Source organism: Bacillus sp. hwrm1 (assembly GCF_040207805.1).
GTDB classification, from domain to species: Bacteria; Bacillota; Bacilli; order Bacillales; family Bacillaceae; genus Bacillus; species Bacillus velezensis.
Genome location: NZ_CP157943.1, coordinates 886,289 through 912,136, shown reverse-complemented (window position 1 = coordinate 912,136; position 25,848 = coordinate 886,289). Strand labels below are relative to the sequence as shown.

Genomic DNA, 25,848 nt, shown 5'->3' with positions numbered 1-25,848 from the left:
TTCCTTACTCTGCCACTTGCGCTCCGATGCTGTTCTTAAAATGGGACAGGGCCCATTCATGCCCTTCCGGATTAAAGCTGGCCACAGCGTTTTGATGAATGACGATCTGAAAGCCCTTGTTGTAGGCGTCAACCGCCGTGTGAAGAACGCAGATGTCCGTGCACAGGCCCGCAAGATGCAGCTCAGTGATCTGCCGTTCCCGCAGTTTCAGCTCTAAATCCGTTCCCGCAAAAGCAGAATATCTCGTTTTTTCCATATAATTTACGTTTTTTGCGTGTTTATGTTTCTCATAAAGAGGCGATAGCCTTCCGTACAGCTCTTTGCCCTCCGTGCCGTTGATATTATGCGGAGGAAACAGGCGTGTCTCGGGATGAAAATCATCGTCTGCATCATGCGAATCAACCGCAAAGACAACGTAATCACCGTTTTCTATAAATGCTTGCGTCAAACTGACAATCGTATCTTCAATCTGTCTCGCGGGTTCTCCGCAGGTTAATGCCCCGTTCTCTGCTGCAAAATCATTCGTATAATCAATGCATATAAATGCTTTTTTCATAGCCGGCCTCCCCGCCATTCATATGAAAACCATTATATCCTATCTCCACTTGTAAGTGAATTGGCATTGTAAAATGACAAACGGTGTTTTGCCCTTTTAAGATTTCAGGAGTGAGCGCTGAAAAATGTCATCCTGTACGTAAATGCCGTCAAGGTTCACGGCATAATTGGCGGCAAAAACCAGGCCGAGCGGCGTTTCGAATTGAAGATCCGATATGACGGAGCTTCGGACACCGGCAAGTGCGGCAAGCTTCATATATGGTGAATAAGCATGATACGGGAGCCTTCCGTTTATATAGAGCACCGCGTCTTTTCGGCTTTTCAGCGCCTGTTTCACTTCTTCATACGGCTGCTTTTGCAGCACCTGCCCCTTCGTCAGGGCAATGATGACTCTTTCACGCAGCGAGCCTAAAAATAAATGGCGTTCATCCGGTTTCGTCTGCAGAGGGCCGTACATCCCCTGCTGTAAATAAAGGTCAACCGTTTTGTCGCTCATCGGCCTGTCCCTCCTCAGCTTGTTTTACAATTATCGCCCCGGACGGGACGCGGTAAACCGCTTCGTTACATTTCAGCCACCCAATGGGAGATCTTGCCGGCGAGCTCTCCGGCGGGTTCTTCTTCAATCAGCTTGCTGAATGATTGTAAAAGCCGCTGCGCCAGCGCCTTTTTCTCTTCCTCATAGGAAATGATCGTGCTCCACTCAAGTTCCGGAACGGCTACAAGGGTATGCTGTTCTTTTTTATTTTCATGCAGATATACATCACCGATCATTCCGGACTGCACGGTAATATTCGCTTTTCTGATTTTCATAAAAAATTCCCCTTTTATAAAGACTGATTCTATTATACTACAAAAAAGCGACAGCCTCCTAAAAGGAGGCTGTCACGCGTTAAACCAATCAGGTTCGTCAAACACATCGATGTCTTCAAAGTGCGTTGTGCTGAATTTATTAGTGACTTTGACAAAATCTCCGGAATGAAACGCCCCTGCCCCCGCGCCTGAGTGGTCAACGGCTTTGGGAGAAATGGCAAACACGTCACCGAAGCTCGCCGCAGCGTCTCCGGCTAAACTCATAATATAAATCGGTCCCACAATTGCAGGCATACCCACACCTCCGCTTTTCTTTACAGCATTTTATGCGCTGCATCGGGAGTTGTGCCCGTTTTTATTTCGGCTTGCGGCTGTCTTCTAGCTTTGACCGCTGACGAAGTTTGATAAGCCGGACGATATTTAAGACGAAAGCTTTTAAAACCGCGTAAACCGGCACGGCCAGAATCATTGCGAGAATGCCGCCGAAACTGCCCGCTCCGATAAGCAGAAGAATAATGGTGAGCGGGTGGGTATTGAGCCGTTTCCCGATGACAAGCGGAGAAAGCAGATTCCCGTCAAGCTGCTGGACGACAACGACAACAATAACGGCAAACAGCGCCTTAGCCGGCGAATCCATAAACGCGATAATCACCGCGGGCGCCGCCCCGAGAAACGGCCCCAGGTACGGAATGATATTGGTGACGGCGATCACCATCCCGAGAATTAACGCATACTGCAGGCCGATGATCCAATATCCGATAAAGCATGCCGTTCCGACAAAGAGACAAATCAGCAGCTGGCCTTGGAAATAGGCGGCCAATGTGACATATAAGTCATTAAATATTTTGCGACCTTCCGCCCGGTAGGAAGTAGGCAGGATTTTAACCGCCAAGAGCGGAAACCGCCGGCCGTCCTTCAGCATATAAAACAAAATGAACGGAACGGTGATCACGACAAGCGTGATATTCGTAACGACGCCGAACACGGCCGACAGGCTTGCCGTAATATTTTGCGGAAGGCTTTGTAAAAATCCCGTCAGAGACTGCTGGATTTTTTCTATCGACACATAATCCTGCGTCATCATCCACGTAAACCATTTGGAATGGGATAATTGCGCCGTCAAGACTTGAATCTGATGAATGTAATCAGGGAAATTGTTAATCAGCCCCGTGACCTGGGAAGCCACAATCGGTCCGATGGCGGTGAACATAAAGGCAATCAGGCCGATGAAAACGAGATAAATGAGCAGGATCGCCAATGTCCGGGGGATTTTTTTCTCAAGCAGGCGCACGATCGGATTAAAAATGAAAAACAAAATGCCCGAGATCAAAATCGGAAAAAACAGAGTGGTGATAAAACCGAAAAACGGCTGAAAAATAAACGAGACTTTCGTTGATACGTAAATAATGAGCAAAACGAGCAAAATTTGCAGCGTCCAAAAATGGACCTTTGATTTCAACAAGCGGTTTCCTCCTATTGTCATGTGAACTTGTACTGTGATTGTACCAAAAAAAGCCGCCGTGCATCTATGTATCTCAAAAAAGAAGACGCACCGGGGTTCTATAGGGCCGCCTCCGGTTTGCGCCTTATTCGTGCTGTTACACGCGTTCGGTATAATCAGGCATGACGGAAACCACATGGCGGTTTCTGATATAAAATACACGGTCATGCGTTTCTTCAATGGCGATGTGATCCGGAGTGGCATCAATCAGCCGTCCTCTGACAATGCGTCTGACGGTTTGAATGATAAACCTTGAGCCGATAAGCTTATGGATGGTCTGATAAACGTAAGGATCCACTAACGAGACGATTTGCGGGCTTCCTTGATGGGCCATTTTCGCTGATCCCCTTTACTATGTTTTCCTTCAGCATATGCAGCGGACAAAGGCTTTGACACAGTACGTCTATCGGAGCGGAAAAGGTGTTAGTGAGCATGCGGAGTTATGTAAGCGGAAAAGGCCGCATGAGTGGCCTAGACTGAGCTTCTTAAGGGATATTGGGCTTGGTCAATTAACTGATCAAGCTTTTGGATTTGTTTGAGCGCGGCCGTGTGATCCATTTGGCGGTAATGGTGATGTCCGCCGGGTTCTTCATCGAGTTCATCCGCTTGTTTCACGATTTGCTGGAGCGTATTCTTGTCCAGTTCGCCTTCAGGCAGATAGGAATCGGTGTGAAGCAGAATCGCCAGCGCAATGTCCTTCGCCGCTTTCGGTTCTTCACCGAGCCGGATGAGCAGCTTATGCGCCCGTTCCGCGCCTTTAATGGCATGGATATCGTTTCTTCTGTACTTTTCATAATCCCATTTGCCGTCTGTGTACCATTCATAATGGCCGACGTCATGCAGTAAAGCCGCTTTCGCCGCAAGATCCGGGCTGACACCTGCTTTTACGGCAAGACGGTATGCATGAAACGCGCAGGCGATCGCATGGGCGACACCGGAACGCTGTAAATACTTTTGTGCGATTGGATGGGTGAAGACATCCATTAACGTTACATTTCTCATGGAAACCCCTCCTTAATATATTTTTAGAATCCTAACATAAATCGAGAAGAAACTCAATTCATCTGATACATTTCTTATACCCCTTATACGTTGTTTCATTCATCATATGCCGCCGGACCCCGAAGTGATTGTACAAACAAAAAAGAGCAGCGTAAAAGCTGCTCTACAAAAATTCTTTGATATCGTATATCCGTCCGTTTTCCGGCTCGCCCGCGATCAGTGAGTGAATGACGCCGGCGATGTATTCAGGACTTCTGAGGTTTTTCGTTTCTTTCAGATTGCGGAACCGTTCGATGTCATGGAAATCTTCTTTTGACGAAGAACGGATGACAGCCTGCATGTCTGTATCCATCACTCCCGGCGAGAATGAGATCATGCGGACCGGCAGCTCTTCATCTTCCTGTTCAAACCCGAATGTTCTCGTAAACATATCAAGCCCCGCTTTTGAGCTGCAATACGCGCTCCATCCTTTATAAGGATTTTTCGCCGCGCCAGATGTGATGTTGACAATTGTTTTGCTGCCGCTGAACGCTTCGAAACGCTTTGTGAACATTTGGCTGAGCAAAACGGGCGCCGTCAGATTAAGGGTGTAGTGGCGGTTCAATTCTTCGGCGGAAGCCTCTTTCGCCCGCTTGATCGGTTCCACCATTCCGGCATTGTTGATCAATGTGACGGCAGAGTACCGCTTCTTCTCAGCTTGATCAAGAATCGCCTTCATCTGCCGCTCTGTATCTGCCAGATCGGTTAAATCAACACTGTATTCTGTCAGCCCCTCACGCTTTTCCCCGCTTATCGTTCTTGAAAGCGCGGCGACTTCGGCTCCTTCTTGAAGCGCCTGTTCCGTAAGCGCCCGGCCCAAGCCTTTTGACGCGCCTGTTATAAGAAAAAACTGCATGAAACTCCTCCTTTTTTTCTTATTTTACGGGCTGTCTTCCCGCAAACACAAGCGATTCGTTTACCGCTTTGCCTTTTCCTGCGCCGTGACTTTCGGGATCAGATAGATCATCGCCGCAATCCCGAGGAGGATCAAGACGGCATAAATGACAGGCAGCAGATAAGAAGTCTTTTTCTCTTCCGTTTCCATATCTGCCGAGGTACGCCGCACCGCAGGCTCGGCAAATGTGATACCCAGTTTTTTCGATTGCGCTTTGATCGTATTCGGCTCCGTGTCTGACGATGTAAACAACTTTGATATCAGTTTGTCATCCGGGTTTTCGGCCGGCTGATCAAAGGTAATATCCTTCTGTTCTTTCGGAAGCGCCGTTTTTTCCTCAGAGTAGGCATCGTCGTGCAGGTAATCCGTACGAATTTCAATGTCTTTCTTTTCATATTCATTCGGCTTGACATCAGTATTTTCCTCATTCGCGGCTGCGGCTTGGGGAAGGAGGAGGAAAAAGGAGAGAGCAAACAGCAGCAATCCTTTTTCCATGAACGTGTTACGCCTCATAAGACTGATCACTTTCCTCCGTTTTTTCCGCAAACAGCCGAATGACGAGCGGAAGCGCCGCCGCAATCAGCGTAATGATCGCAAGAACCGTTACCCCCATCGCAAACAGATGGCCCGTTCCGTATTGAATATCGATATAGACTTTCGAAACCGGACTGTCAAAGGTGAAGTTCGGCATAATCAGGTCGATCAAAGGCGCCACATAAAAGAGAATGAGCGCTGATGATGCGATCCATCCGGTAATCGAGCTGAAGACAAATGCTGCCCGGATAAAAGCTGAACTCGCCGCAAGCAAGAGAATCGTAAAGACTGACCATTTAATCGTCTGATCGTCCGGAAGCGAGTAGATATTCAGACCGAACAGACTGATCATCAATCCGACCATAATGTTTAAAATCCCAAAGAGCGCGCCTTTGACAAGAAGCGGCGCCTGCTGATAATACGAGCTGAAATAGCCGATCAGAAGACTGCTGATCAGGATGATCACCAAAATGACGACCGGCGGAACATTCTGAACCCGGTCTTCCGGCACCTCTCCGCTGATTTTAAGCGGGTTGGCGAGATAATCGTAAACGTAGCCGTTTTCCTGTCCGTCAACGAGCGCGTTCCCTAAAATGCCGTACACGTCATTTCTGATCAATTTCGTGGAATCGACGTTTTTGCCCCAGTTGCTGTTCAGGGTGTCCGCTTTATGCTGGACGTCATTTACGCTTTGCTGCATATTGTCGGTATAGCTGATGATGCCGGACTGGCGTTCTGACAGATGGCCCATCGTGTCAGACATTTGCAGGACTTCGCGGCCGACGGTATCCTGAGCGCCGAGCGCCATCGTTCCGGTTAATCCGTCTCCGCTGAACGCGGCCGCTTCCTGCACGGCGCCTTCAGCCAGCTGATCGGATGCTTTCGCCGCGCTGTCTGAAATGCTGGCGAGCTCATCGAGCACTCCGGCTTGTTCATCTCTGATATACGAGCTGTAGTTATCCGAGAATTCGGTCATGCCTTTAATGAAATTGCTGATGTCTTCATCTGTCTGCATTTTGTTGTTTTTCAGGTTTTCCCAGCTTGCCGTTTCCACCGGTTTGATGGCGAGAACGGTTTGGACTTCGCCTTGCTGGGCTTTCAGCACCCTGTTTTTCACGTCAGGCAGCGGGCCCGCGTCAAGAGAGTGATAGAGTGTCGCCTCATACAGGGATAAATCATTATAGTAACTCATTAAATCGGATACTTCTTTTGTATTGATGTCAGCGGCAAATATCTGTTCAAGAGCAGATTTGCGGCCGCCATCCAATGACGGGTAGTTCAGAATGTTCTGTTCTGTTTTTACAATCATTCTGTAAATGGTATTGAAGTCTTGTTTTCTCGTTTCTTCCAATTCCTCTAGCTTTTTCTTTGCACGTTTTTTGACGTCATCAATCTGGTCTTGAAGGCCTTGGATTTCTTCATCAAGAGCATTGAGACGTTTTTTCAGTTCTTCATTATGAGTCTGCTGTTTCTCTTCCAGCTCTTTTTCAATTTGCTGAATGCGCTCTGCGGCTTGGTTCAGCCTTTCTTTCGCCTCAGATATGTCCGTGCCGCCGTCCCCTTCAGAATCGTTCGGATCGTTCGGATCGTCCGCCGGCTCATCAGCAGGCGGAGTGACGTTTTTAGCGGCAGTGGCGGTCTGGACGGTTTTTGGCTCCTGATCGCCTGTGTTATCGGAAGCAGGCTGCTCTTCTTTTGTGCCGTCTTCCGTTTTTCCGTCTTCTCCGGGATTCGTTCCGTTATTCGGATCGGTATCGCCGGAGTTTTCACCGTCATCGCCTTGGCCCGGTTTTTCAGGGGCCGGATTTTCTTTTTGCGGTTCTTTTAATCCGTCAGAAATGTGATTGATTTCAGCGGAGATGCGTTTTAACTCGTCACGCTGATCGTCAAGGTCAATTTTCAGATCGCCGGGTTTTTCTTCTTCCGGTTTTTCTTCTTCTTTCGGTTCATCCGAGCCGTCATCACCCGGGTCCTTTTCCGGAACGGTTAATGCCGGCCGATCCCTTTTCATAAGGGTTTGGATACTGTTCAGTGTTTCAAATCTTGCTTGAGCTTTATATTGAGTCAAATAATTGTCCAGTAAATTGGATTGAATATTCGCCATCCCGCGTTCCTGCTCAGGAACCTGCGCTTCTCTCACCTGTTGGGCGGCAAAAAGAGCCGATCCCGTCTGGTCAAGCTGTGTCTGCGCCCGGTTTATGCCTGAAGACAGCCCGCTCATCATCGTGCTGAACTGGTTGGCGGCCTGCTGTGCTTTAATGGCATTCAGTCCGGTTGTGATTTGCTTTTGATTTTGTTCCTGCGCGGCCATCAGCAGTTTTTTCTGATTTTCTTGATATTGTTTATAGCGCTCGACCGTATCGGCAAAGTCTTTGAGCGTGGTTTTGGCTTCATCTGCCGAGGTCAATTTTTCTTTTGCCGCGCCCTGCGCTTCATTCATTGATTTTTTCAGTTCGTCAATCAGGTCTTTTTGCCGCTTGATTTCACCTGCCAAGTCATTGGAGCTCGGCTTGTAAAAGTTGTACATGACGTTTTGAAACTCTGATTCTTTATTGACGATCTTGTCAAAATCGCCTCGGACATTGTTCACTTTTTGTGAGACGAAATTCCAATATAATGCCGACATTTTTTTATTCATTGATTTTTGGGCGTCTTCTAGCTCACGCTGCACCTTTTCTTTGTTGACGGCGTTCAGGTTGCTTTGAATATTGAATGTCAGCGTGGCTTTTTGCGGACGCTCCTTGTCATAGCTTAAGATATCTTTTGAAAAATCGGATGGAATGTAAACGACGGCGTCATACTTCTTAGCCGCCAGACCGTTTTCAGCCGCGCTCCTGTTGACAACCGTCCATGAATAATCCGGACGGCCGCCGAGAGCGGCCGCTACTTCTTTACCGAAATGGACGGATTCCTCTTCCTCATTTTCATCTGTTTGTAAGCCCATGTCTTCATTCACGACTGCGATTTGGCGGGTGGCGTTGATTTTTTGTTTTCCCGGGTCATCGCCGATAAACCGGAAAAACAGCACCGGCAGCAGCAGAATGATGACGACCGCGGCTATTAATTTGATCAGGCTTTTTCGTTGTTCAGTCATCTGACGGCCTCCCTTTCCGCTGAACATAAAGGTATTTGGATTTTTTGCTCCTTCCCGTTTTCAACCAAATAGCCGAAGCCCGGCTGAATGTCCGGTTCCTGCCTTTGGTAAGGCAGCGGAATGACATTTTGTTCGGATTTTTTCACAAGCAGCATCGCGTGGCGGATCTGTTTCATTTCCGTCGTTAAGGAATCATAGCCTTTTGAGAATTCGCTGTGATTGCCCGCCGGGATAAAACTGAAGCCCACATGCGCGTAAGATTTCATAAACATCGCCAGTTTGTCTTGAATGGCGGTGTCGATCGTCTGCTGGAATCTTGTAATGCCGTCGGCCATTAACACGACCGGAGAGAAACTGAGTTTGTGCACATCGCCATTTTTGACGGCCTGCGCATACTGAGCTTCGCGCTCCGTGAAAATAGCTTCTGCCGTTTCGATCCACTGCCGGACGTCTTCTTTTGTGTCCAGATAGCTGACCTTTGTTTCCTGCGCATACTGCGACAGTCCGCGGTCAATCGAGTCAAACAGCCCGACCCGTTCCGTACCTTCACGCAGCAGGTGATTCAGCATCATTTTCAGGATGTTTGTTTTTCCACGCTGTGTCTGGCCTAAGATAAGGCAATGCTTATTTTTGCCCAGATCAAAGTACACAGGGCTGACCTTTTCCTCATGAAGCCCGACAGGAATGCGGAACGGTTCTTGATCCGGGCCGAGACGGAGTGAAAATTCGCCGGCCGTCAGCCTATCCGGAAGCATCGGAATCGGGTCTGGGCCGGCTGTTCCGGCATGGCGCTCAGCTAATGCTTTGACATCCGCTTTCAGCGCCTGGAACATCTCGAGGTCATTTTCCGCTTCAGCCGGAAGAAACATTTGCGCGAAATACAGTTCTTCTTTTTGGATCATGACGCGGCCCGGGATCGGTTCGAGACTGAACGGCGGACGCCCGTAAATGGAGTATCCTTCTGACTGATCCATTAAATAATGGACGACTTTCGTTTTTATGTTGTTTAACAGCGACTGGCGGACGGCGTTTACCCTCGTTGCGGTCAGCAGGAAGTAAATGCCTAAGCTTTGCCCGTCGCGTGAAATCTGGATAAATTCCGTTTCTAATTCATGCATTTCATCTTTTACGATGTCGAAATTGTCAATTGTGATAAATATAAACGGCAGCTCTTCTTCACTGAGCGAATTGTACATTTTGATATGGCTGACTTCTTTTTCTCTGAACAGCCGTTTCCGCCGCTCGATTTCTTCCTTGATGCGGATCATGAATTTTTCGATCTTTCTCATTTGATCCATTAAGAAATAGTCTGCGGTGTGCGGAAGCTTTGCCAATGGCAGAAGCGTGCCGTTTCCGAAATCAAAGATGTACATATGAAGCTCTTCCGGCGTGTATCCTTCCGCGAAGTTCATCAGGAAGGTGATGGCAGCCACTGACTTGCCGTAGCCGGATGAGCCGAAAATGCCGATGTTGCCGTCATCCATCATCGTATAAGCGAGAGGCGCCTGTCTTTGCTGATCAGGCTCATCAACGCAGGCGATGAAGAAGCGGTCTTTTTCCTGCGCAGGGTAAAGCGTGCGCGGGATACGTTCGGCAAGCGGCGGAAGCCACGGGCTCGGCAGCTTTTCAATGCCCATTTCATTTTGAATCCGCTCGATTTCTTCGACTACGGCCTCTATTTCTGCCGGGGCATCTTTTTTCGCCGCATCATCCGCATCCACCTCAGACAGCGGAATTAAGCCTGTGTCGGTAACGATGGCAATGTCATCCTCGGTGCCGTATACATCTTCCATGTAAGGGGCGCCGCTCCAGGCAGACTGGAACTGCTCATACACTTCGTTATTTCCGACTTGCAAGTAGCCGCGTCCGGTGACCGTAATATTCGCCGCATCACTGTTTTTCAGGATTTCTTTACTGTCACTTGCATCCTGCACTTTCAGCGCGACCTTAAAGCGTGAGTTGCTCCATATTTGGTCGTCAATGATGCCGCCCGGCTTTTGCGTGGCGAGAATTAAATGCACACCAAGGCTCCGTCCGATGCGGGCCGCGCTGACAAGCTCCCTGATAAAGTCAGGCTCTTCGCTTTTCAGCTCGGCGAATTCATCTGAAATCAAAAACAGGTGCGGCATCGGAATCTCCGTTTCTCCCTGTTTATGCAGCTTTGTATAGTCATTGATGTGATTGACGCGATATTGATCAAACAGACGCTGCCGTTTTTTCAGCTCGCTCTTAATGGATGCAAGCGCCCTGATACTGAAGTTTCTGCTTCCTTCAATATTCGTGATGGTCCCGAGAAGGTGCGGCATCTTGCGGAACGGCTGGGCCATTCCTCCGCCCTTATAGTCAATCAGCAAAAACGCCGCTTCATGCGGGTGGAAATGAACGGCCAATGACAGGATGTACGTTTGCAGAAATTCACTTTTCCCGGAGCCGGTCGTTCCCGCCAGCAATCCGTGCGGCCCGTGCGCTTTTTCATGCAGGTTTAAATAGACGATGTCGTCTTTTCCTTTATAGCCGATCGGAACAGCCAGCGATTTTGCAGACTCACTTGTCTCCCACTTCTTCCTGATGCCGATTTCTTTGACTTCCTTCGCATGAAACAGCTCCAGAAATGAGACCGTTTCAGGAATGGAATTCGTCATTCCGACCTGATGGTGCAATGTCCGAAGCGTCCGGGAAAACCGCTCGTTGTTTGTCCGTTCATGCCTGTCCAGCTTAAACGGGATCTGCACCGCTTTTTTCTGCTGAATGAGAATGTCTCCCTCATCTTCATTAATGTAGCGGACGAGGGTGTGAATGTTTTCCGCCAGGCTTTCCTTCGTTTCCGCGGCGATGATTGCCGAGATGCCGAGATGCTCATGCCGGCCTTCGATGTATTCTAAAATGACGTGCTCTGCGATCAGCTGCTGATTTGTGATGGCAAAGACAAAATGCGGCTGGAAGATCTTTTTTTCTTTATCTTCTTCCAAATCCCGCTCACGCAGCAGCTCGTAAATGGACGATAACAATTGATCGCGGGTCTGTTCATTGTAAATAAATCCTTTCGCATACATATGAGGCAGCTGAAATTGCGGCAGCCACTTCATCCATTCCCATTCCTTATATTCGTCCTCATGAAAGATAAAGACAAATCGCAGGTCATGGTAGCTGTTGAAGAACGCGAGCTGGCCGATCAGCTGATGAATTTCATTTTTGACGATCTGGGGTTTCCCGACAAGCCCCATCGGCCCTTCTTGTAAATCAACGGTCACGGGCGCATGGCGGATATCTTTATACACACGCTGCATGTGCTGCGACTGCTCCATCAAGTCATCCACATCACGGTTCGCCAGGTCTCCGCCGCTCATTGAAATCTCGTAGCTTGCCGGGACCGTGCCCGTTCCGAGCCGAAGCATCAGAAAATCCCTGCTATCCAGCGATTTCTCCCAAATGCGGCCGCTGATTTCAGAAGTTAAATATTTCATTTTTTCAAACGGGGGAAAATGATGCGTCAGCACTTGCAGCTGTTTTTCCGACAGCGTCTGAAGCTCTTTCCGCTTGCTTTCTAAATACTGCTTGTACACACGCTCCCGTTTTTCCTCCCGTTTTTTCCGCTGGTTTTTTTCACGGAAATACTGCACGGTGGAGGTAATGAGAGTCATCATAAACATCGCCAAAGAGACAAGGATGAATATGCCCCTCGGCTGTATAATGGCGACAACCCCCATTACAATCAGCATGACCAAAGGAGGCAGAATGACGAGCCACAGCCCCCGGTTATTCTGTTCGCTTTCCTGCGAGGGAAAGCTGAATGAAACGCGGTCTTCGGGAAGATCGTAGACCATGCGCGGCGTTCTTCGATATTGCGGGTATTTCTTTTTCATTTCGGTGCTTGGTTTTACCGTTTTGGTTAAACCGGTTTGAAGCTTTTCGTGATGAACGACTTCTAAAAGGTCGTCCTCCGTCAGCCTCACACGCAGAAAATTCCACAGCAGCTCATCTCCCGTGCGGAGCCTTTCGGGAGCTTCTGCAAGTTTTCCGTTCACATAAACGTCTTGGCCATCAGGGACGACAGACCAGCATCCTCCCGACTTTCGCAGATAAAAAGCCCCTGTTTGAGCGGAGGACGGCTCTTTGTATATATCCGCTTCCTCTGTTTCTGATGAGAAAACGATCTCATCCTTCCCGCCGATAAAATAAACGGAGGATTCTTCTTTGTCAGGGGTGAGCAGAAGCCGCATCGTCTCTTCTTCAATCCGGCAGGGCATTTCATTTCCTATTGTCAATTCGCCGGCACAGTTATTTCCCAGGAAAACATCATAACGATCTGTTTCTTTTCGATAAAGGGTTGCGGCGTTTTGCCGTAACGGAAGTGTGCCGACCGTGATTGTATCTTTCATATCCGGACCGATCGTAATCGGCTGAGACGGCGGGAGTTCAGACAGCTGAATCTTTTGTACGTGCTCTCGGTAAAAGACCCATAACAGACTCATATGGCGAACCTCCTGACAGCCTGATCGTTACCTGCGGCCATTTGATGTGTGCTGTTATTTTTTTTCATCTTTTTTCTCATCTTTCTTGTCGTTCTCTTTGTTATCTTTTGCTTTGTCTTGTTTGCTTTCATCCTGTCCGGCGGAAGCTTCGGCGGTGTCACCGTTTTCCTCCGCTTCTTTATGCTGCTCCTCCGCCTCTTTTTTCGCCTTCGCAAGCTCGCTTTCCACGGCATCCAGTTCTTTCTGCTTTTCGTCGTCTTTCATACTGTCATCCGCTAATAATTGCTGTTTATATTTTGTAAGTCCGAGCCAGATGTACGGGTTGTACTCAAGATTGCGGCCGATTTTGATGGCTTCTTCATTTTCCCCTCTGCCGATATCAATCCAATAAAGAAAATGCTTCGGGTCTGATTGCAGCGTGACCAGATTCCCGATGTTTTTCCGCTGTTCTTCTCTCAGATTTTCAACTGCCACATAAGAGGAAGCAAGCTCATACTGCACAGATTCCGGGAGGCTTTCCGCATCGTATTTGGCGAGTGTGTCAATGACTTTGCTGTACTGCTGATTTAAAAAATAGCGGTTGCTTTCCGTAATTGCCTCTTGCTTTGGCTGGGCGAAAAACAGAACGTATAAGGAGTAAAGAAGTGTCGGCACAAGGAGGACGGCAAGCGCCAGACCGGCGTATCTTTGGATTTTCCATTTCTTTTTCGGCAGTTTTATGTATGTCTTGTCCCTTTCTTCGAGGGAATCAATTGCGGTTTGAATGGTTTCTTCCAGTTCTTCAATCGTCTCCGCCTCTAGCACGCTTTTCACCTCAGAAGAGAAGTGAAGCGTCTCCTTGTACTTCAAATATTCATCGAAGGTGTACGCCCCGTCAGCTGCAAGCGCCGCACAGGCTTTGAGCTCTTTTAACACCCTTTCTCTATCTTCCTCATAAGGCGGAAGGCTCTCCTTTACGCCGTAATGAAGAAAGTAAGGCGTCAGCGCCTTATCAAACACGATATTTTCAGGGGCGGCAATCAGATTGAGACGTTTCAGCTTATGCTGTTTCACAGCTTGGACGAGACGGTAGGCAAATTGCCACCTGCTTTTTTTATCTTTTCCTTTTATATAGCGGAAAGCCTGATAAGAAGAAGGAGGTTTGATTGTGATGGTTACTTCGTCTTCTGAAACTGAGACCTCTTTTTGAAAAAAAGGATCAGCATCTTTAATCACGTTTGCTTCCAGCCCGTCAAGAAGCTTGATTTTTTCCCGCTGGAAGGTGAACGTGAAGCCTGATTCGGTTTCTTCCCGGACGGCGTCTAATTCTGTTTCTAAATAAGATCTGTTATGACCTGTCATTCCACCATGTCCTTTCATAAAATTTCAAGGCGGTCTCCGTTCGTAATGCCGCAGTCAGATAGCTTTTGTTCTCCGGAAAAAACCGCTTCTTTATTGACCACTCTGATCCAATAGCCTTCACGCGGCGGAACGGATACATGCTGAGCCTGCCGGGCAATATCAATGACTTTTTTCACAGAATGGTAATCTGACAATCTGAGATCGAAGACGCTGCCGTTATAATGTGTTAAATCTATTGTAATATCGATATACATATTCATATCACCCTTACATAGAAAGAGCGCCGTCTTCTTGATTGAATCAGGCGCTCCGTTTCTTCATTCATCTTATTATCCGCGAATTTGGTTAGCGATATCTTGGTCAGTAGACTCAAGCGTATTTGCCGTTTGATCGAGCTGATGATTCACATCTTGAAGCAATTCAGACATTTTAATAAATGAAGGTTTCAACTGCTCATATTGATCTGCAAATGCTTCACTTGAAGCACCTTCCCACATGCCTTTCAAATCAGAAATCATGCGGTTCAGGCGGTCAACCTGATTCATGACTTCCTGACTTTCAACGCCATATTGCTTAGCCATCGCTCTTAGCTCTTCGGGTGTGACACGAATTAATCCAGACATATTCCTTATACCCTCCTGTGTCATCAGCCTAAATATGGGCTAATTCACTTATTTTTTGAACGTCATTATTATAAAAACAACCATTCGGCACAGTCAAACAAATCTGTTTTAATTTTACAAAATGAGTCTTATGATATATTGGATTTTTCGTCACATTTACACATTTTGTAAATGTAGTAGTATGATTTTCTTATTATTTTCGTTTTCATCGAATGATCTTATTGTCCTAGTCCATTTCCCTGCAAAGATGCCTTTCAGTCTGAAAAGCAAGATGGTAAGATCAAGATATGAAGCCATGAAAAAGTAGGGATACAGATGACCAATCCAAAGGATCCATTTAAGTACAGTTTCGACAGGCTTGAAGATGTTGCCGACCATATCAGTGAAGTTCTTCAATGCCCCATTACAATAGAAGACGTTAATCATAAACTGCTTGCATACAGCACGCACAGCGATTGTACAGATCCGGCCCGGACGTCGACGATTATCGGGCGGAGGGTGCCGGAAAAAGTCATCAACAAACTCTGGAAAGACGGAACCATTCCGGCCCTTTTAAAAACGGACCAGCCGATCAAAGTGAAAGAAATTGACGAGGTGGGCCTGAGCAACCGCGTGGCGATTTCCATCTGGAAAAACAGTCAGGTTCTCGGATTTATTTGGGCGCTTGAGATCAAAAAAAAGCTCAATGACGAAGATCTGAAGACACTTCAGCTGGCAGCCAAAGCGGTGCGGAACAAGCTTTTGCACCTGCAGATCCGCAAAACGAAAATCGAAGAGCGGGGCCAGGAGTTTTTTTGGAAAATGCTGACCGGCCATATTTATCAGGAAGCCGAAATGGCCGAAGGGTTTCATAAGCTCGGAATGGCGCTGCCGTCCGTGTTCAGCGTCATGATCATCCGTTTACATGATGAGCTGACTGAAAAGACGGAACAGCAGCTGCAATATTTGCAGGAAACGACACAGCAGATTCATGTCATGCTGGCGACTGTTGATTCAAATGAATTAATCTTATTAGCCGCGCCGAAAACCGATCAGCCTTTTAAAGATGTAAAGCACTTCGCCCTTCATATTCAAAAACAGCTGAAGGAACGATATAAAATTGAGGATGCGTCGATTGCGGTCGGCGGTATTTACGAATCGATTTCTTATGTTTACCGCTCCTATCAGGAAGCGCTTTCCGTATTAAAAGCGAAAGAGCGGTTTGTGAGAGAAACCAAACACCTTTTCAGCTTTTCGGAACTCGGCATTTATCAGTACCTGGATGTGTTGGATGAAAAACGCAAGCACAGCGGCTATATGAACTATTCCCTGTCAAAGCTTGAGCAGTATGACAGGGAGCACCAAGCCGATATGGTAAAAACGCTCGAACATTTTATTGATGCCGACAGCAACGTCAACACCGCCGCTAAAGCGCTTAACATCCATGTCAATACATTGAATTACAGGCTGAAAAGAATCAGCCAGATCGCAGAAATCGACTTAAAAAATGTGAATGAAAAGTTTACGATTTACCTTGATATCAAACTTCGCAGCATGGGTTCGTGAAATTTCACAAATCCGTGTTTTTTTATTTTCTGTTTCAAACAAAGAATTTTCGCAAAAATCGCGCTACACTTGAAGCATCACACAAACATTGGGGGAAACAGACATGATTATCGGGATTCCAAAGGAAATCAAAAACAATGAAAATCGAGTGGCATTAACACCTGGAGGCGTTTCACAGCTTATCGGAAACGGCCATCGGGTTCTTGTGGAATCCGGAGCGGGACTCGGAAGCGGCTTTACAAATGAAGATTATGTATCAGCAGGGGCGGAAATTCTGGAGGACAGAAAGCAAGTATGGGATGCGGAAATGGTCATGAAGGTAAAAGAACCGCTGGCTGAAGAGTATGCGTATTTCCGTCAAGGTCTGGTCTTATTCACTTACCTTCATTTAGCTGCAGAGCCGGAATTAGCTAAAGCGCTTACAGAAAAAGGCGTGACAGCTATTGCGTACGAAACGGTAACGGACGGACGTTCCCTTCCGCTGCTTACGCCGATGTCCGAAGTGGCCGGCAGAATGGCCGCGCAAATCGGAGCTCAGTTTCTTGAAAAACCAAAGGGCGGAAAAGGAATTTTATTAGCCGGCGTACCGGGTGTATCCCGCGGAAAAGTCACGATCATCGGAGGGGGCGGCGTCGGAACAAATGCCGCGAAAATGGCTGTCGGACTCGGTGCCGATGTGACAATGATCGATTTGAACGCAGACCGCCTGCGTGAGCTTGATGATATTTTCGGGCATCAGATTAAAACCTTGATGTCAAACCCTGTAAATATTGCAGATTCCGTCGCGGAAGCGGATCTTCTGATCTGCGCCGTGCTCATCCCGGGAGCCAAAGCGCCGACTCTCGTTACGGAAGAAATGGTTAAACAAATGAAACCGGGTTCCGTCATTGTTGATGTTGCCATCGATCAGGGCGGCATTGTGGAAACCGTTGATCATATTACAACCCACGATAATCCGACTTACGAAAAACACGGCGTCGTTCACTACGCTGTCGCCAATATGCCGGGCGCCGTACCGCGTACGTCTACGCTCGCATTAACGAATGTAACCGTTCCTTACGCGCTTCAAATCGCCAATAAAGGCGCGGCACAAGCCATTGCAGACAGCCCTGCGCTTAAAGCGGGCTTAAATACGGCTAACGGACATGTCACGTATGAAGCGGTAGCCAAAGACTTAGGCTATGACTACGTGCCTGCTGAAAAAGCAATGCAAGGTTCGGCTGCAAAAGCTTAATAGATATGAAGAGGACAGTCTGATCAGCGGGCTGTCCTTTTTTTCTTTCTCATCAAAGGAAAAACGGCCCCCTGTCTCGAATATCAATTCATATCCCGGAAGAAAAAGGAGGATTCATATGGCTGTTCAGCACTATGGTGTATTAAAAGGCACTGTGTCAGATATGAAAAGGGAAACAGATGATGATTCTCCGCATTTTCAAGTCGAGGTGCTAGGCGAGCCTGATACGCGCTATCGCTGTGCGATCAATGTCATGTCAAGTTCAAAAGAATCAGAGGTTCTGTATGCGGCACGCGATCATTTTGACGCAAGCGCGATCACCCTGCTGCCCAACATTCCGTATGGATACACCCCAATTGATGAAACCAGCCGTGAGCTGGCGCTGGATTATGTCCGCGGCGGATTGTTTGATCCCCGGAACATGGTGCCCCTCCCGCATGAAGTCACCGGTCCGGATAATGACTTAAATGACTTTATTGAGACGTACATGCAAAAAGCGAAATCAGAAAAAGCCACCGTCTATATTTACGGCTCTAAATTCGGGCCGGAGCCGGGCGCTGATAAGATTTTCGGGTTCAAGCCGACAAACGGCATGCATAATATTCATATGAATCAGGGAAACCCAATTGATACACGCTGGAAGAAGGATAACGGAACGTGGCACGACGGCGGTATTTTAATCCAGTTTGCAGACCAGTGGGCCGCGGTCTTTTTGGCTTTTCTGTCTCAGTCATGGTGCACGAATGAAGAAGGCCACCCTTATACATTTTGTGATCATACACAGCTTAACGGCTGATGTCCGCATAAAAAGCCTGCCGAAATAACGGCAGGCTTTTCTTATTACATTTTAGCGGCTTCGGCCTGTTTCAAGCTTTCCGGCCTCATATCACGCCAGTTTGTTTCAATATATTCGAGACAAACGGGGCGGGTTTCATTCGTGAGGCGGGTTTCCCAGCCGTCCGGCACATCCAGATAGGCCGGCCACAGTGAGTACTGGCCTTCAGCATTGACGAGCACATGGTATGAGCCGTCTTCCCGTTCAAATGGATTTGTCATATCATCTCTTTCCTTTCTTTACCGGACTGTACGCCGTCCGTTTAATTTCTCTGCCAGAAGCGCGCCGATGTCGGCAAGCGGGCCCGGCTGGCACATATCTTTATGGCGGCAGTCTAAGTCATACCGCTCGATTTTCCCCGTAATATACGGTTTCCAAGTATCCGGCTCAATCGGGTCAAACCACTCCGGAATAATCGTGGATCTGAAGAACAGCACATCTCCGTGGAACGGCTTCGGCTTGTATGTTCCTAACAGCCCGACAGAATTAATGTACGTGTCTTTCAGATTCATCATCACTGATTCGTCCAGGCTGGCTAATGCGCTTCCCTCACGGCGGAGAATGGTCAGCGCGGTGTCAAAATCAAGCGGCTGATCCCCGAGGCTGTCCGGGTCGTACCCTCCCAGAGCGAGCAGCGCGATGACGGCTTCCTCGTCATCAGGCGCATTTTTTATCGGCAGAAAATGATTCGGATACGCGTCAAGCATCACCAAAAGCGAAACCTCTTCACCCCGGCTCTGTAATTGTGTCGCCATGGCCTGAATGACATTCCCTCCGAGAGACCAGCCGAGCAGACGGTACGGCCCTTTCGGCTGCACGGTGCGGATTTTTTCAATATAATCCGCCGCCATGTCATCTAGGCTTTGCGGAAGCGGTTCTTTTTTTCCGATGCCTCTCGCCTGTAAGCCGTATATCGGATAATCAGCCTCTAAAGAAGACATCAGCCCGGCATAACACCAGCTGAGACCGCCGGCCGGATGGACACAGAACAACGGTGTTTCTTTTCCTGCCGTTCTGAGCGGAAGAAGAACATCAAGCGCGCTTGCGCCCGTTCCTGACTCAAGTCTTTCAGCAAGGCTTGCCACCGTAGGAGCTTCAAATAATGTTCCGATACTCAGCTCGGCTCCCATCGCTTCCCGAATACGGCTCATTAAATGAACCGCAAGCAAAGAATGGCCGCCTAAATCAAAGAATCTGTCATCAATACCGACACGCGGCAGATGAAGCACCTCTGCGAACAGCTCACACAGCATTTCTTCCTGCGGCGTTCTCGGTCCCCGGCCGGTGACCTCCGTTTGGAAGTCAGGCGCAGGGAGCGCTTTTCGGTCAAGCTTTCCATTCGGTGTCAGCGGCAGTTCATTCATTTGGACAAAAGCTGACGGAATCATGTAATCCGGCAGGCTTTCTTCGGCAAACCGACGCATGTCCCCCGTGTCCAAGGTGCTGCCGGCAGATCGGACAAGGTAGGCGGCCAGCCGTTTATCTCCCGGCCGGTCTTCACGGACGACTACGGCGGCATCCTCAACATCCGGATGTTTGACGAGAACCGCTTCGATTTCTCCCAATTCAATCCGGAAGCCGCGGATTTTAATCTGGTGGTCCGCCCTGCCCATATAATCAAGAGAACCGTCCGTCCGCAGACGGGCTAAATCCCCCGTCCGGTACATCCTCGTTCCCGGCGGGCCGTACGGATCAGCCACAAAGCGTTCGGCGGTCAGGCTTTGCCGCCCTAAGTAGCCGCGTGCCACGCCTCCTCCGGCCACATACATTTCGCCCGTGATGCCCGGGGGCACAGGCTCCAGCCGGTCATCAAGCACATATACGTTCAGATCAGGAATGCCGCAGCCGATGAGGCTGTTTGCTCTCAGCTCGGCAATGTTTTTGTCTAATTCAAGGTAACTGACGTGCACCGTCGTTTCCGTAATGCCGTACATATTCACGAGCACCGGCTGATTGTCTGCGTGGCGGCTGTACCAATCCTCAAGCCGGCTCAGCTCAAGCGCCTCGCCGCCGAAGATGATATATCTGAGTGCGAGCTGACGCCCCAGCTCTTTGTGTTCTTTTTCCGCATGCATCAGCTGGTAAAACGCTGACGGCGTTTGGTTAAGCACGGTCACCCGCTCTTTCACGAGGAGATGTAAAAACGCTTCCGGCGATCTGCTGATGTCATGCGGCACGACGACGAGACGTCCGCCGTGAAGCAGCGGCCCCCACATTTCCCAGACAGAGAAATCGAAAGCGTAGGAGTGAAACATCGTCCATACATCATCAGAATGAAAGTGATACCAATGCCGCGTCGACTCAAACAGCCTGATAACATTGCTGTGCGGAATGATGACACCTTTCGGCACACCTGTTGATCCCGACGTGTAAATGACGTAGGCCGGGTGAAGCGGTGACAGCGGCCGAATCCGGTCAGCGTCCGCAGGGTTCTTGACGGCATATCGCTCAAGTGTTTCTTTATTCTGCGGGTCATCCAAGATGAAGGCCGGCATGCCGCTTTCGATAGAGAGCTTACTTGCGCCTTCACGGTTGGTGAGCATAAATACAGGCTTGGCATCATGTAACATAAAAGCAATGCGGTCCGCGGGATAATCAGGATCAAGCGGCAGATACGCTGCCCCCGTCTTCAGGACGGCTAACAGCCCGACAATCATATCTAAAGAACGCGGCAGCGCCAGTGCGACAAACTGCTCCGGGCCGACGCCGCGGGCAATCATCATGTGCGCGAGCTGATTGGCTCTTTCATTCAGCTCTTTATAAGTGAGTCCGCTCTCTTCAAAAACTGCCGCCGTTTCAACCGATTTTGCGGCGGCCTGTATTTCAAACAGTTCAGGCAGTGTCTGCCGAGGCTGAATATGCTGTTTTGCACGTTTAACCGGCAAAAGCTTCCGGCGCTCTTCATCAGAAAGAATGGTTAAGCTTCCGATCGGTTTTTCCGGATGTGAGGCGGCATCTTCGAGCAGAAGAAGCAGGCGTCCGGCAAGTGCTTCAGCCGTTTCTTTTCTAAATAAGTCCGTACTGAACTCCAGCAGGCCTTCAATACCGGCAGGCGTGCCGTCGTCATGGCGCTGTTCAGCCAATTCCAGCGTCAAATCAAATTTGGACGATCCGACACTGCTGATTTGCAGGCTTGTTTCCATCTCAGGAAGACTGAGTACAGGGTCAGGCGTATTTTGGAATGCGAGCATCACTTGGAACAGCGGATGTCTTGACCGGGAACGAACCGGATTCAATTCTTCCACGAGACGTTCAAACGGCACGTCCTGATGTTCATATGCTGCGAGATTCATTTCCCTGACCCTTTCAAGAAGCTCACAAAAGCTCGGATCGCCAGAGGTATCGGTTCTCAGTACGAGTGTATTAATGAACATACCCACAAGGTCTCCTAATGCGTCATCACTGCGGCCGGCTATCGGGCTGCCGATCGGAATATCGGTCCCTGCACCGAGCCGGGTCAGTAACGCGGAAAGCCCTGATTGAAGCACCATAAACAGGCTTACGCGCTGATTTCTGGCAAGTGAGAGAAGACGGGCATGAAGCTCTTGGCCGATGTTGACCGGAATGACGCCGCCCCTGTAGCTTGATTCAGCGGGACGCGGAAAATCAGACGGCAGCTCCAGCTGATCCGGTACATTTTCAAGCGTTTTCTTCCAGAAATCCAGCTGGCGCGCAATTAAGCTCTCAGAATCAGACGCGCTGCCTAAAAGCTGCTGCTGCCAAAGCGCATAATCCGCATATTGAACCGCCAGCGGCGCCCATTCTGCTTTTTCACCTGTTTGCCGGGCGATATAGGCTATGGATAAGTCACGCATGAGCGGATTCAAGGACCAGCCGTCACCTGCGATGTGATGCAGGAGAACCATCAGCGTATACTCGCCGTCACCATGATCAAACAGCTCGGCCCGGACGGCCGGCTCTTTAGCGAGATCAAACCGATATCGTGCCGCAGCGGCAAGCATGTCTTGGAGCTCGTTTTTGTCTGCACGTGTCACTGTAAACACAGGGCGGGCTCCTTCAGCAGATAAAATGAGCTGATGAGATGATCCCTTATTTTCCGGAAAAACGGTGCGCAGGCTTTCATGACGGCTGACAACATCGTAAAAGGCGTGTTTCAGCGCTGATTGGTCAAGCTTGCCTGACATGCGGACAATCACCGGAATGTTGTAAGTCGGGCTTGGCCCTTCAAGACAGTAGAGAAACCATAGACGCAGCTGCGCAAATGACAGCGGGATGTGCTCCGGCCGGTCAAACGGCTTGAGCTTAGGCCGCGCACTCTTTGCGGTGTCAAGCTGTGCGGCGAGCCCGGCAACGGTCGGCGTATCAAACAGACGGCCGATGCCAAGCTCTGCGCCCATCGTCTCCCGGACCCGGCTCATCAAGCGTCCGGCTAAGAGCGAATGTCCGCCCAATTCAAAGAACCCGTCATCAATTCCGACCCGCGCGAGACCGAGAACCTCGGCAAACAGATCGCATAATATTTCTTCCTGCGGCGTCCGCGGCCCTCTGTCAGACAGGACAGCGGAAAAATCAGGTGCAGGCAGAGCGCTGCGATCGAGCTTCTTATTCGGTGTCAGCGGCAATTCTTCCAGCTGTACAAACGCGCCCGGCACCATATAATCCGGCAGGCTTTCGCCCATATATTCACGAAGTCTGCCGATATCAAGGGGCTGATCCGCGACAGCGTAAGCCGCCAGCCGCTTATCTCCGGGCTGGTCTTCACGGACAATGACGGCGGCCTGCGAAATACCCGGATATTTCGACAGCACTGACTCAATTTCTCCTAATTCTATCCGGAACCCGCGGATTTTAATTTGGTGATCGGCTCTGCTGATATAATCAAGCGAGCCGTCCTCACGCCAGCGCACGAGATCTCCCGTCCGGTACATCCTCGCGCCCGCGGGCCCGTACGGATCGGCAATGAATCTTTCCGCTGTTAAATCAGGACGGTTATAATAACCTCTGGCAAGCCCCTCGCCCGCTATATAAAGCTCGCCCGCGATTCCCGGCGGGACGGGCTGCAATGCGGCGTCCAGCACATATACCCGCGTGTTCCAAATCGGCTTTCCGATCGGAGGCGCCCCTGTATGGCCTTTTGCAAGCGGCTGTGCGGCCGACCAGATTGTTGTTTCAGTCGGCCCATACAGATTCGTCACCGTACAGCCTGATTCAAGCAAAGCATGCATAAGCGCGTTCGGAAGCGCCTCACCTCCGACAAGCACCTGCAGCGCCCGGAGAGAATCCGGTTCATTGGTGACTAATGAATGCCACAATGTCGGCGTTGCCTGCATGATTGAAATACCGTATGAGTGAATCATGTGCGCAAGCGCCCGCGGTTCCTGAATCGTCTCTTTACGTGCGATGACGCACCCCGCCCCGCTGATGAGCGGAAGGAAGAGCTCAAGTCCGGAAATATCAAACGCCGCAGTCGTAACGGCAAGCAGGCGGTCTTGTTCGCCGAGCGGGAACATTTCCCGCATGGATAAGAGGAAATTGCTTACGCTTTTTAATGTGACGACTACGCCTTTCGGTTTGCCCGTTGAGCCCGATGTATAAATGATATAAGCGGGGTGCAAAGGCGAACATTCCGCCTGAGCGGGACAGTCAGCATTTTGAGCGGCAACGGTTTTTACCGTATCCGGGTCATCGAGAATGATCCTTTTTGCATCACTGTCTTCCGGCATGCGGCCGGATAATTCCATCGTTGTAATCAGGCATGCAGGCTGTGCATCTTTGAGCATGTATGTGATCCGCTCAGAAGGAAAATCAGGATCAAGCGGCAGGTATGCGGCTCCCGTTTTCAAAACGGCCAGCATGCTCACGGCCAACTCCTGTGACCGCGGAAGCAGCAAAGCGGCAAATTGTTCCGGTCCGAGCCCCTTTTCCTTTAGCATGCCGGCAAGCTGGTTCGCGCGCTTGTTCAATTCGGCATAGCTGAGCTCTTCGTTTTCGGTGATGATTGCCGGCCGGTCCGGTGTTTTTACGGCCTGTTCGTAAAACAGCTCCGGCAGACTTTTCTGCTTCTCGGCCTTGCGCGTGTCATTCCAGCTTTCCAGTACGCGGCGACGTTCACTTTCAAGCAGAAGGTTGAGTGTGCCGATTTTTTGTGTCTGGTCTTTCACAGCGGATTCCAACAGAAGCAGGAATCGTTTTTGATGGTTTTCAATATCTTCGGCGCTGTACACTTCCGGATTCGCATCAAAGTCCACACGCATTCCGCTTCCGTCCGCTCTGTCGTAAACGTTAATTGACAAATCATCAACGGGCCCTGCTGATAAATTATGAACAGTCCCCCGCGCTCCGGCGAAATCAAGCGCGTAGTCAAACGGCATCACATTGACTTGCGGGCCGAACAGCCTGCGATTTTCTCCGAGCAATTTAAGGTCGCGGCGCATGTCTTCATGGCGGTATTTCTGATGGCGCCGGATGTTTCGGATTTCTTTTGCCACTTGGCTGACGGCCTCATGAAAATTCATATCCGGGCGGAGAGAAAGCCGCAAAGGCAGCAGATTCATGACCATACTCGGAATATTCAGTGAAATTGAGCCGATCCGCCCCATCATCGGTAAACCGAGCACGATATCCCCTGCGTTTGTCATCCGATGGACATATACCGCCGCTGCGGCCGTGACGGCTTCATGCCAGTTCGGAATCGCTTTTACATGCTGTAAAGCCGTTTCAGAAAGATAAGCCGTGCTTCTCCGAAAACGTGTTGACGTTCGCGGCGCTCTTTCTGCCAAACTGACGACATCAGGTTCATCCGCAAATTTCTCCATCCAAAATTCCCGATCTTTCAGGAATTGATCAGACGCGCGGTACTCTTGATCTTCTTTTACCAGATCCTCCAAAGAACCGAAGGAGCGCCCGTTATCCGGACGTCCTTCCCGTATTGCGGTGTACATTTGCGCCGTACGCCGTGCCAGCAGTGAAAAACCGTAGCCGTCTATCGCTATGTGGTGAATGCGCTGATACCAGAAAAAGCGTTCCGGTCCCGCCTGAAATAAAATGTCGCGGAACAAAGGCCCGGCCGCCATATCAACGGGCTCAGCCAAATCTGTCTGCATGAGTCTGAGTGCGGCCTGCTTCGGATCAGCTTCTGAACTCACATCTATGACATCGATCGCAGCCTCAAATGGAGGATTGATGATCTGCTTCGGCCCGTCTGCTCCCTCCTCGAAGCGGGCGTGTAATGACGCGGCTTCCGTCAGCACGCGTTCGAGAGCGGTTTTAAATATGTTCACATCGATCGCGCCGTTTATCTCAACGTACTCGCCTGTATTGTAAATCGGATTATCAGGATCAAGCTGCTGCGCAAACCAGATACCGGCCTGTGCGCCTGTCAGAGGCAGCTGTTGTGTATCATGCATT

At 49.5% G+C, this 25,848-nt stretch carries 19 protein-coding genes; 3 read left to right on the top strand and 16 right to left on the bottom strand.

Translation table 11 applies throughout. From position 1 onward, the window contains the following. Nucleotides 1–4: 4 nt before the first annotated feature. The 14 genes from ABK447_RS04670 to ABK447_RS04605 all read right to left on the bottom strand — a co-directional run bounded on the left by ABK447_RS04670 (nt 5) and on the right by ABK447_RS04605 (nt 14,866). Entirely contained in the window at nt 5–556 is a 552-nt protein-coding gene (locus tag ABK447_RS04670; protein WP_003152033.1) for a cysteine hydrolase family protein, read from the bottom strand. Between the two features lie 96 nt (nt 557–652). Next, nucleotides 653–1,051: a YueI family protein gene (locus ABK447_RS04665; RefSeq protein WP_015240486.1), complete on the bottom strand. Its 399-nt coding sequence runs from the start codon at nt 1,049–1,051 to the stop codon at nt 653–655. Nucleotides 1,052–1,116: 65 nt separating this feature from the next. Next, a complete protein-coding gene (locus ABK447_RS04660; RefSeq protein ID WP_003152028.1) occupies nt 1,117–1,365 on the bottom strand; it encodes a YueH family protein in 249 nt (82 codons plus the stop codon). Between the two features lie 72 nt (nt 1,366–1,437). Next, nucleotides 1,438–1,659: a spore germination protein gene (locus tag ABK447_RS04655; RefSeq protein WP_100001588.1), complete on the bottom strand. Its 222-nt coding sequence runs from the start codon at nt 1,657–1,659 to the stop codon at nt 1,438–1,440. Between the two features lie 61 nt (nt 1,660–1,720). Then, on the bottom strand, nt 1,721–2,827 hold the full coding sequence (locus ABK447_RS04650; RefSeq protein WP_015418110.1) for an AI-2E family transporter: 1,107 nt from the start codon (nt 2,825–2,827) through the stop codon (nt 1,721–1,723). Between the two features lie 136 nt (nt 2,828–2,963). Beyond that, nucleotides 2,964–3,200 carry a DUF2642 domain-containing protein gene (locus tag ABK447_RS04645; RefSeq protein ID WP_003152023.1) on the bottom strand — a complete coding sequence of 79 codons (237 nt, stop codon included), beginning with the start codon at nt 3,198–3,200 and terminating at the stop codon, nt 2,964–2,966. A gap of 137 nt (nt 3,201–3,337) precedes the next feature. Next, nucleotides 3,338–3,868 carry an HD domain-containing protein gene (locus tag ABK447_RS04640; protein WP_007408684.1) on the bottom strand — a complete coding sequence of 177 codons (531 nt, stop codon included), beginning with the start codon at nt 3,866–3,868 and terminating at the stop codon, nt 3,338–3,340. A gap of 163 nt (nt 3,869–4,031) precedes the next feature. Then, on the bottom strand, nt 4,032–4,763 hold the full coding sequence (locus ABK447_RS04635; protein WP_015418111.1) for a (S)-benzoin forming benzil reductase: 732 nt from the start codon (nt 4,761–4,763) through the stop codon (nt 4,032–4,034). Between the two features lie 60 nt (nt 4,764–4,823). After that, nucleotides 4,824–5,297 carry a type VII secretion protein EssA gene (essA, locus tag ABK447_RS04630; RefSeq protein ID WP_015240487.1) on the bottom strand — a complete coding sequence of 158 codons (474 nt, stop codon included), beginning with the start codon at nt 5,295–5,297 and terminating at the stop codon, nt 4,824–4,826. Between the two features lie 7 nt (nt 5,298–5,304). Then, nucleotides 5,305–8,430, bottom strand: coding sequence for a type VII secretion protein EsaA (gene esaA / locus ABK447_RS04625; RefSeq protein ID WP_100001590.1), 3,126 nt, complete (start codon nt 8,428–8,430; stop codon nt 5,305–5,307). Next, nucleotides 8,427–12,902: a type VII secretion protein EssC gene (gene essC / locus ABK447_RS04620; protein WP_100001592.1), complete on the bottom strand. Its 4,476-nt coding sequence runs from the start codon at nt 12,900–12,902 to the stop codon at nt 8,427–8,429. The genes esaA and essC overlap by 4 nt, the downstream gene beginning before the upstream one ends. A gap of 54 nt (nt 12,903–12,956) precedes the next feature. Continuing rightward, nucleotides 12,957–14,243 carry a type VII secretion protein EssB gene (essB, locus tag ABK447_RS04615; RefSeq protein ID WP_015240490.1) on the bottom strand — a complete coding sequence of 429 codons (1,287 nt, stop codon included), beginning with the start codon at nt 14,241–14,243 and terminating at the stop codon, nt 12,957–12,959. A 14-nt stretch (nt 14,244–14,257) separates the two neighbouring features. Further along, a complete protein-coding gene (locus ABK447_RS04610; RefSeq protein ID WP_007408690.1) occupies nt 14,258–14,497 on the bottom strand; it encodes an EsaB/YukD family protein in 240 nt (79 codons plus the stop codon). A gap of 75 nt (nt 14,498–14,572) precedes the next feature. Next, a complete protein-coding gene (locus ABK447_RS04605) occupies nt 14,573–14,866 on the bottom strand; it encodes a WXG100 family type VII secretion target (protein WP_003152013.1) in 294 nt (97 codons plus the stop codon). Nucleotides 14,867–15,181: 315 nt separating this feature from the next. Here ABK447_RS04605 and ABK447_RS04600 point away from each other — a divergent pair, with 315 nt between their 5' ends. The 3 genes from ABK447_RS04600 to ABK447_RS04590 all read left to right on the top strand — a co-directional run bounded on the left by ABK447_RS04600 (nt 15,182) and on the right by ABK447_RS04590 (nt 18,441). After that, on the top strand, nt 15,182–16,411 hold the full coding sequence (locus tag ABK447_RS04600; protein WP_007408691.1) for a CdaR family transcriptional regulator: 1,230 nt from the start codon (nt 15,182–15,184) through the stop codon (nt 16,409–16,411). A 103-nt stretch (nt 16,412–16,514) separates the two neighbouring features. Beyond that, on the top strand, nt 16,515–17,645 hold the full coding sequence (gene ald / locus ABK447_RS04595; protein WP_052827792.1) for an alanine dehydrogenase: 1,131 nt from the start codon (nt 16,515–16,517) through the stop codon (nt 17,643–17,645). Between the two features lie 118 nt (nt 17,646–17,763). Then, nucleotides 17,764–18,441, top strand: a complete 678-nt coding sequence (locus ABK447_RS04590) for a YukJ family protein (RefSeq protein ID WP_007613467.1) — start codon at nt 17,764–17,766, stop codon at nt 18,439–18,441. 44 nt (nt 18,442–18,485) lie between these two features. On the opposite strand, the gene ABK447_RS04585 is transcribed toward ABK447_RS04590, so the two are convergent. Continuing rightward, nucleotides 18,486–18,701: an MbtH family protein gene (locus ABK447_RS04585; RefSeq protein WP_007408694.1), complete on the bottom strand. Its 216-nt coding sequence runs from the start codon at nt 18,699–18,701 to the stop codon at nt 18,486–18,488. A gap of 18 nt (nt 18,702–18,719) precedes the next feature. Next, nucleotides 18,720–25,847: a non-ribosomal peptide synthetase gene (locus ABK447_RS04580; RefSeq protein ID WP_100001594.1), complete on the bottom strand. Its 7,128-nt coding sequence runs from the start codon at nt 25,845–25,847 to the stop codon at nt 18,720–18,722. Between the last annotated feature and the right edge of the window lies 1 nt (nt 25,848).